5 protein-coding genes and 1 tRNA gene are annotated in these 8,269 nt (G+C 61.9%); 5 read left to right on the top strand and 1 reads right to left on the bottom strand.

Going from position 1 to position 8,269, the window contains the following annotated elements:
* Window positions 1-712 precede the first annotated feature (712 nt).
* From fdhE to FFS45_RS04200, 4 genes are all read left to right on the top strand, one after another.
* Window positions 713-1,645, top strand: coding sequence for a formate dehydrogenase accessory protein FdhE (gene fdhE / locus FFS45_RS04215; RefSeq protein ID WP_137953436.1), 933 nt, complete (start codon window positions 713-715; stop codon window positions 1,643-1,645).
* Window positions 1,646-1,661: 16 nt separating this feature from the next.
* Window positions 1,662-3,197, top strand: coding sequence for an L-seryl-tRNA(Sec) selenium transferase (selA, locus tag FFS45_RS04210; protein ID WP_137953435.1), 1,536 nt, complete (start codon window positions 1,662-1,664; stop codon window positions 3,195-3,197).
* Complete coding sequence (gene selB, locus FFS45_RS04205) at window positions 3,194-5,116, top strand: selenocysteine-specific translation elongation factor (RefSeq protein ID WP_137953434.1); 1,923 nt, start codon at window positions 3,194-3,196, stop codon at window positions 5,114-5,116. Before selA ends, selB begins: the two co-directional genes overlap by 4 nt.
* A 41-nt stretch (window positions 5,117-5,157) precedes the next feature.
* Window positions 5,158-5,250, top strand: a tRNA-Sec gene (locus FFS45_RS04200).
* Window positions 5,251-5,379: 129 nt separating this feature from the next.
* On the opposite strand, the gene FFS45_RS04195 is transcribed toward FFS45_RS04200, so the two are convergent.
* Window positions 5,380-6,333 (bottom strand): LysR family transcriptional regulator, encoded by a 954-nt coding sequence (locus tag FFS45_RS04195; RefSeq protein ID WP_249362601.1) that lies wholly within the window; start codon window positions 6,331-6,333, stop codon window positions 5,380-5,382.
* A gap of 365 nt (window positions 6,334-6,698) precedes the next feature.
* Between FFS45_RS04195 and FFS45_RS04190 the strand changes: the two genes are divergently transcribed.
* Window positions 6,699-8,036, top strand: a complete 1,338-nt coding sequence (locus tag FFS45_RS04190; protein WP_137953433.1) for an MFS transporter — start codon at window positions 6,699-6,701, stop codon at window positions 8,034-8,036.
* The last annotated feature ends 233 nt before the right edge of the window (window positions 8,037-8,269 follow it).

Below are 8,269 nucleotides of genomic sequence, written 5' to 3'. Positions count from 1 at the left end.
ATCGGTCTATTGGCGTTGCCCCTGTGCGGGGCGGCACCTACTTTTCTTTGCCGCCGCAAAGAAAAGTAGGCAAAAGAAAGCGGGCTGCAACCGCCAGCTTGTAGTGAGCCATCTAGGTCCGCCACCGGGAACGGCCCAAGACGAGACCCGCTCTCGCACCACTCCCGTTAGTGACACAGCAGTCATTCATCCCGCCTACGCACTTCGTGCGTGGCGGATGGGTATATTCCGGGGGGCACTTTCCGGGGGGCGAAGCGTGGTGGTTTGGCTTGACTGGATTTAGCGTTACGGGGAGTGGGGAAGTTATGCCCAACGGCGGGGCGCGAAGCGCGACGCTGGAGCGGATGAGTGCTGTGTCACGGATGTTTGTGGCGCGAAAGCAGGTCTCGTCTTAGGCCGTTCCCGGTGGCAGACAGAGACGGCTCACTACTCGCTAGCGGTTGCAGCCCGCTTTCTTTGCTTACTTTCTTTGCGGCGGCAAAGAAAGTAAGTGCCGCCCCGCACAGGGGCGACGCAAATAGACCGATAAGAAAGCAAGGAAAGGCCAACACACTAGGATAACTAACAAAAAAAGGCGCCGCAGGCAAACAGACCAACAAGACAGAAAAAGGAAAAAACCAACACGTCAGTAACACCAAAACACAGCAGCCAGAAAAAGCAAACCGAACCCACCCCCAAGCCCTGCGCAGCACAGAAACAACGAGCCCCGACAATGCCCCAAAAAATCCTGGACCCCTCGCAAATAGAATCCCTGGACCACTCAGCGATCCCACGAATCCGCCTGCCCGAACGGGCAACCATCTTCGAAACACGCGCAGCGCGCCTGGAACACCTGGCAGCCGCAAGCCCGATATCCGGCTACATCCGACTGATGTCAACAGTAGCCACAGCACAGCACCAACTGCTACAAAACTTCGCGGCCAAAGCACCACCGCACGAAGCGATCATCCAGGCTCAACACAACTCCATGCCGGTCATCCCCGCTCTCCCCCCGGATCGGGATCCGGCGTGGCGCGATATCCTCTACCGCCTGCTCGATAAAGTCGAAGCCGCCGGTGCCGTCACCCCCGCCCTCGGTAAAATCCTCGATACGCTCCGGCTAAAATCCCCGGATGAACTCGACGCACAAGCGGACGCGGTCCTCGCCCACCGCTACGGCGAAATCGACCCCGCCACCGCTCCGTTTATCATGGCGGCGCTCCAGGTCGTCTGGACCGATCTTGCAAGCCGGCTCGATTCGCGTGATATTCCCTATCTCGACACTCCGGGCGTCTGTCCCGTCTGCGGTGCGCTGCCCGTGGCCAGCATCGTGCGTGTTGGGGGACAATATCAGGGGTATCGTTATCTGCAATGCGGTCTGTGCGCCAACGAATGGCATGTGGTCCGCACCAAATGCTCGAATTGTGATTCGACCAAGGGCATCGCCTATCATGGTATCGAGGGCGGCAGTCAAGCACTCAAGGCCGAGTCCTGCGATGAATGTCATACGTATCGCAAGATCGGCTATCAGGAGAAAGATTTCGAGTTCGAACCGCTCGCCGATGACCTCGCGAGCCTGACGCTCGATCTATTAATGAACGAAGCCGGCTATCGGCGCAGCAGCCCCAATCCGCTGCTGTGGCCTGAATTGCCAGCGGACGCATGAGCGGGGGAAACACGGCGTGAGTGAAGTGCAGGGGAATCCGCTAAACACGCTGCTCGCGCGCCTACCCGCCGTCGAGCGCATTATGTCGTCCGCAGACGTGCAACCATTGCTCGCGCAATATGGCCGCACCCAGGTTCTGGCAGCCGTGCGCACGACTCTCGATTCGCTGCGTCGCGATCTGCAAGCAGACGCGCTCGCCATCGAGCGTGGCCGGACAGGGGATGCCGGCGCCGCTGCCACGCCTCAGGGCGAGCCTGACGCTGCGGATAGCGCGCTTGCAGCGTCGCAAGCTGGCTCAACGCTTGCCTCTGCGTGCGACGAAGCACACGTGTCCCGGCAAGCTGCCGTGCTATTGGCGCAGCGCTCGCAAAGCCGTCTGCGTACCGTGTTCAATCTCACGGGCACTGTCCTGCACACCAACCTCGGACGTGCACTGTTGCCCGACGAGGCCGTGCGGGCCGTCGTCGATGCGTTGACGAATCCGTTGAATCTCGAGTTCGATCTCGCAACCGGGGGGCGCGGCGACCGCGACGATCTGATCGAAGACATCATCTGCGAACTGACCGGCGCCGAAGCGGCGACTGTCGTCAATAACAACGCGGCCGCCGTGTTGCTGACGCTGTCGGCGCTTGCCTCGAAGAAGGAAGTGATCGTGTCGCGCGGCGAACTGGTCGAAATCGGCGGGGCGTTCCGCATTCCCGACATCATGTCGCGAGCGGGCGCCAGGCTTCACGAGGTCGGCACCACCAATCGGACACATCTAAAGGACTACGAAGAAGCGATCGGACCGCGAACCGCCATGTTGATGAAAGTCCACTGCAGCAATTATGCAATCAGCGGCTTCACGAAGACGGTCGAGCTCGACGAACTCGCTCCGCTTGCGCGGCGTCACGGCCTGCCGGCCGCGATCGACCTCGGCAGCGGTACGTTGGTCGATCTTGCGCAGTGGGGTTTGCCGGGGGAGCCGACGGTAAGCGAGAACGTCGCCGCGGGTGCCGATCTCGTAACCTTCAGTGGCGACAAACTGCTCGGCGGCCCGCAAGCGGGGCTGATCGTCGGTCGGGCGGAACTGATCCGCAAAATCAAGAAGCATCCGCTCAAACGTGCGCTACGTGTCGGCAAGCTTACGCTGGCGGCGCTCGAACCCGTTCTGCGCCTGTACCAGGCGCCCGAGTTCCTGCGCGAACGCTTGACGACGTTGCGTCTGCTCACACGGCCCGCGGCCGAAATGCGTGGTTTCGCCGAGCGAGCGTTGCCCATCTTGCAGCGCGCGCTCGGAGACGGTTTCACCGTGAGCGCTGAGCCGATGTTCAGCCAGATCGGCAGTGGCGCGTTGCCCGTCGAGCAACTGCCCAGCTATGGGTTGGCGGTGCGCCATGCAACGGGCAAGCGGAGCGGCCGTGCGTTGATGAAGCTCGAGAAAGCGCTGCGTGAACTGCCGCGTCCGGTGATTGGGCGCATCGCAGACGACGCCTTGCGGCTCGATCTGCGCTGCCTCGAAGCCGCCGACGAAGCGGCCTTCCTCGCGCAATGTGAGGCGTTGCACGCATGATTGTCGGTACCGCTGGGCATATCGATCACGGTAAGACGACGCTCGTGCGCGCGTTGACGGGTGTCGATACGGACAGGCTCAAGGAAGAGAAGGCGCGCGGCATTTCCATCGAGCTAGGCTATGCGTACACGCCACTGGAGAACGGCGACGTGCTCGGTGTGATCGATGTCCCGGGCCACGAAAAGCTGGTGCATACGATGGCTGCGGGCGCGTGCGGAATCGACTTCGCGCTGCTCGTGATCGCGGCGGACGACGGCGTGATGCCGCAAACGCGTGAGCATCTCGCGATCCTGCAACTGCTCGGGGTCAAACATGGCGCGGTGGCGTTGACCAAAGCCGACCGCGTCGACGCGCCGCGTCTCGTACAGGTGCGCGCTGAAATTGAGGTGTGGCTCGCAGTAACGCCATTCACACAGGCGCCGCTGTTCGAAACCAATGCGACGCAGCCGGATGATGCGGGCGTCGCGCAACTCAAGGCCTACTTGCACGAAGCCGCGATGACGTGGCATGCGCGCCGCGACGATGGCTTGTTCCGCCTCGCGATCGATCGTGTGTTTACGCTGGCCGGGCAAGGCACGATCGTAACCGGCACGGTGTTCGCTGGACGGGTGAGCGTTGGCGATACGCTGCAGCTTGCGCCGTCTGGGACACCGGTACGCGTGCGCAGCATCCACGCGCAGAATCGCGCCGCCGAGTCGGGCCACGCCGGACAGCGCTGCGCACTGAATCTCGCGGGCATCGACAAGGACGCGATCGCGCGTGGCGACTGGATCGTCGACGAGCGGCTTGCCGAGCCGTCGGAGCGGCTCGATGTCGAACTCGCGCTATTAGCCGATGCGGGCCTCACGTTGCAGCATTGGTCCCCGTTGCATGTGCATATCGGCACGACGCATCGGGTCGCGCACGTTGCGCTGCTCGACCGCGACATCCTGTCAGCGGGGGAGGCGGGGCGCGTGCAACTCGTGTTCGACGCGCCAGTTTGCGCCTTACCCGGTGATCGCTTCATCGTCCGCAACGCGCAGGCGAGCCGCACTGTCGGCGGTGGCCGTGTACTCGATCCGTTCGGTCCTGCGCGCAAGCGCCGCACACCGGAGCGGCTCGCGTGGCTCGATGCATTGCGAGCGTGGCTGGACGAGGGCACGACGGAACCGCTGCTCGAACAGGCGCCGCGCGGCATGCTGCGCTCGACGCTGATGCACCTGACGGGTCTGCCTGCCTCATTGCTGAGCGTGCCGGATACGGCGCTGACCATTGCCCTGCACGGCAAGACGGCCGACGATGCGGTCATCATCCTGCGGCGTCAATGGGACCACCTTGCGGCGCAGATTGTGACCACCTTGCAGCAGTTTCACGAACGCATGCCCGACGAGCAGGGCCCCGACGCTGCGCGCTTGCGGCGCATGGCGGCGCCGCTGCTGGCCGAGGGCGTGTGGCGTGCATTGATTGACGCGCTGGCGGCAGAGGGTGCGCTCATGAGGAGCGGCGCATGGCTGCATCTGCCGGAGCATTCGGTATCGCTCGACCCGGGCGAGGAAGCGTTGGCTGCTACGCTGCTGCCATTGATTGCCCAGGGCCGCTTCGATCCGCCGTGGGTGCGCGATCTGGCGAGCGCGACGCAGACGCCGGAGGAAAAGGTGCGGCAGCTCTTACGCAAGCTGGCGCGACAAGGTGCTGTCTATCAGGTAGTGCGGGATCTGTTTTATCACCCGGATACGGTGCGCGAACTGGCGCGTCTGGTGGCCTCGCTTGCGCAGGAGCAGGGTGGGGTGCTGGGTGCCTCGGTGTTCCGCGATGCGAGTGGTCTGGGCCGCAAGCGGGCGATCCAGATTTTGGAGTTCTTCGATCGCGTTGGGTATACTCGCTTTCAGCGCGATCTTCGCTTCGTGCGCACTGATAGCCGCTTGATTGAAGGGCTTTGAACCCATCTTCACAGGTTTCCGGCAGTTCATCTTCTCACGAAGGAAGGCATTCGCATCCGGTGGTGCGGCTGGGCTTCAAACCCAGTAGGGGGTGTCAGACACTCCCTGATCGGTTCGACTCCGGTTGCCTTCCGCCCCGCGAGGGTTCCGGCGTTGACGATCAAGTTCACGATTGCCGGTGCGATCATGCTGCCAGAAACAGCCCCAGCGAGGCGGGCGCGTGGCAGCCAGTGGCCGCAGCTCGTTCGGCATGCCGATTGTCTTCAAGCATCGACGAACAGGTTCAAAAGTGTCGAGCGAAGCCATTCGGAGCCTGAGTCGGAAGAGAAGCGGCTGTGCCAGTAAACCCGCACGGAAATCTGCGGCATTTCGATGGGCAGCGCAAAGACCCTGAAGCGGCCATTCTGGCTGCAGCGAGTCGCGATGCTGCGCGGCAAGATCAGCGCCAGGTCGTTGTTCTCGACAATATCGATTGCGACCGTGAAATGCGGAATGCGTAGCGCGATATCGCGTTCGATCGCCGCTTTCTGGAACGCGCGGTCGATCAGTCCGTGTCCTGTCGAATTGGTTTGCACATATATATAGCGCAGTGACGCGAGATCGTCGGCAGTCAGGTTTGGTTTGTCGAACGGATGCGCATCGCGCAGCATGCAGACGAACTCGTCGGAGAGAAACGGCAGGCTCATGCATTCGTTGCTGAGCCCTGGCAGATAGCCCAGTGCGAAATCAATTTCGCCCCTGCGCATCGCGGTGTTGAGCTCATCGATCGACAACTGGCGCACGTCGAGATCTATCCTTGGCGCGTTGACAAGCAAGGTCTCCATGAGCCGCGGCAAGACGTGCTGTTCCGCGATGTCGGACATGGCAAGACGGAAAGTGCGCGACGCCTGCGCGGGATCGAATCGGGAATGCCTCTGAAGTGCACCATAGATGATCGTCAGCGCGTCGTCTATTGGTGCATGCAACCGTTCGGCTGCATCGGTTGGCAACATCACGCCCGCGTTGCGTACGAACAATGGGTCATCAAATATTTCGCGGAGCTTTCGCAGCGAGTGACTAACAGCGGGCTGGCTCAGATGCAGCCGGTCGCCGGCTACCGTTAGGCTCCTATGCTCCCAGATGGCCATAAACGTCTTCAACAGATTCAAATCGACGGTGTCGAGATTGACGTGCTTCATATTGGGTGGCGATAACTGAGGTGAAGGCGACAGGGACATCTCGTGGCGCGCGCCAACGTGGGTCGGGACGGCTAAGCAACGACCATGCCGATTGCACGCAAGCGCTTCTGCAGGGGCCTCAAGGTCCGCAGTGCTGGGCAATTCTAGAAAGCTGGGCCCGATCGGACAATCCGAGCTAGCCCGATATATCGGAGTTGAAGCAAACGCACGCCGGAAGCTGCCTGGCCGAGGTCAAAGCGGTCGCTTCCGCGATTCGCGGCGCGCATATTGCGGATCGAAGATACGAATTTGACGCTCGGGTTTTGGGTACTTATCGTCCAACGACAGCTTGTCGTAGCAGCTCGCGCACCGGACGCCGTTGCACGCTTCGTCCGTTTCCCTCACCCTTTACAGACAGCTTCCCCATGGACGCGAACATCGATACGGCCTTACCCGTGGCCAGCGCTCCGGCGTACGCCGGAAACCGGACCAGACGGGCGGTACTGACCTCACTCGTTGGCCAGATCCTTGAGTGGTATGACTTTTTTCTATACGGCACCGCGGCCGCGCTGGTGTTCGGCGGAATCTTCTTCCCGATTGGCAAGGATCCGCTGACCGGTACGGTTGCGGCGTTCGGCGGCTTTGCCGTCGGCTTCGTTGCACGGCCCATTGGCGGCGTGATCTGCGGCCATCTCGGCGACCGCTACGGGCGCAAGTTCGTTATGACGTTGACGCTCGGCACGATGGGCGTCGCGACATTCACGATGGGGCTGCTGCCCGGATACGGGCAAATCGGACTCGCGGCGCCGGTCCTGCTCGTCCTGCTACGTGTGATCCAGGGGCTGGCCGCAGGCGGCGAGTGGAGCGGCAGCATCCTGTTCATCAGCGAAAATGCACCGCAGAGCCGGCGCGCGAGGCTCGCCGCATGGAGTCCATGCGGCGCGACCATCGGGTTCGTGATGTCGAGCGGCGCGTTCATGGTGATGCAGCAGGTTTCCGGGGACGCGTTTTCCAGTTGGGGCTGGCGTGTGCCATTTCTGTTCAGCGCCGTGCTGATCGTGCTGGGGCTCTATCTACGGACCCACATGGCTGAGAGTGCCGAATACTCCCGGACGAGCTCGACGGGCGACATTGCGCAGGCGCCCGTCGTCGAAGTGCTGCGGACCTGCTGGCGGCAGGTTTTGATGGTGTTCGGGCTTCGGCTTGGCGAAGGCGCGGCGTCATGGATCTTCTTCGCGTTCTCGATCGCCTACGGCAAATTTCTCGGCCTGCCGAACGCATTCGTGCTTGGCGCGCTGACCTTCTCGATGGTGCTGATGATTCCGGTATCGCTTGTGTCGGGCTACGTCGCAGATACGATAGGACGTAAGCCGGTCTATCTTGCCGGTGCGCTCGGTATCGTGGTCTTCGCCTATCCGTTCTTCACGCTACTGGAAACGCGAAACCCAACCATGGTTGTGCTTGCGCTCTCGCTTGCGAACGGCCTCGTTCTTGGTGTGCTGGAAGGTGCGCAGCCGGCGTTCATCAGCGAGTTGTTGCCCGCTCGGCTGCGCTATTCGGGCCTCGGCATCGGGCGAGAGATCGCGTCGGTGCTCGGTGGCGGTCTTGCGCCGGTGATTGCGACTGCGCTGCTGCAGCATTATCGAAGCGCGGTGCCGATTGCGATTTATCTCGCTTTGCTCGGGCTCGTTACGGTGATCACGACCGGCTTGACTCCCGAAACCTATCCGGCGGCCGCACGCGAGCGTGACAGGCAGTTGTGAGGTATGGCCCGTCCGGAGCCGCATTAGCGTGACGAATAGATCGCGTTCCAACTACGAATTGGCTCAAGCGAAGCGGGTTTCCTAGAATGGTTCCTGACGCAACGCGCATCGGCCGGCGTGCTCATTCATAGTCGTTCGCCGCACTTCGACACGGGACGATATCTGATAGATTAGTATGGAGTGCATATGAATATAAAGGCAATGAGGATCGGCGATGCAGGATCGAAGGTCTG

Origin of the sequence: Burkholderia sp. 4M9327F10, from assembly GCF_005503145.1 — a bacterium.
Lineage (GTDB): Bacteria > Pseudomonadota > Gammaproteobacteria > Burkholderiales > Burkholderiaceae > Paraburkholderia.
This window is presented reverse-complemented; position numbering and strand designations above follow the sequence as displayed.

What these genes read in the sequence shown, in the direction of transcription:
- selB (WP_137953434.1), top strand. Translation starts at nt 3,194, where the DNA reads ATGATTGTCGGTACCGCTGGGCATATCGATCACGGTAAGACGACGCTC.
- FFS45_RS04190 (WP_137953433.1), top strand. Translation starts at nt 6,699, where the DNA reads ATGGACGCGAACATCGATACGGCCTTACCCGTGGCCAGCGCTCCGGCG.
- FFS45_RS04195 (WP_249362601.1), bottom strand. Translation starts at nt 6,333, where the DNA reads ATGTCCCTGTCGCCTTCACCTCAGTTATCGCCACCCAATATGAAGCAC.
- fdhE (WP_137953436.1), top strand. Translation starts at nt 713, where the DNA reads ATGCCCCAAAAAATCCTGGACCCCTCGCAAATAGAATCCCTGGACCAC.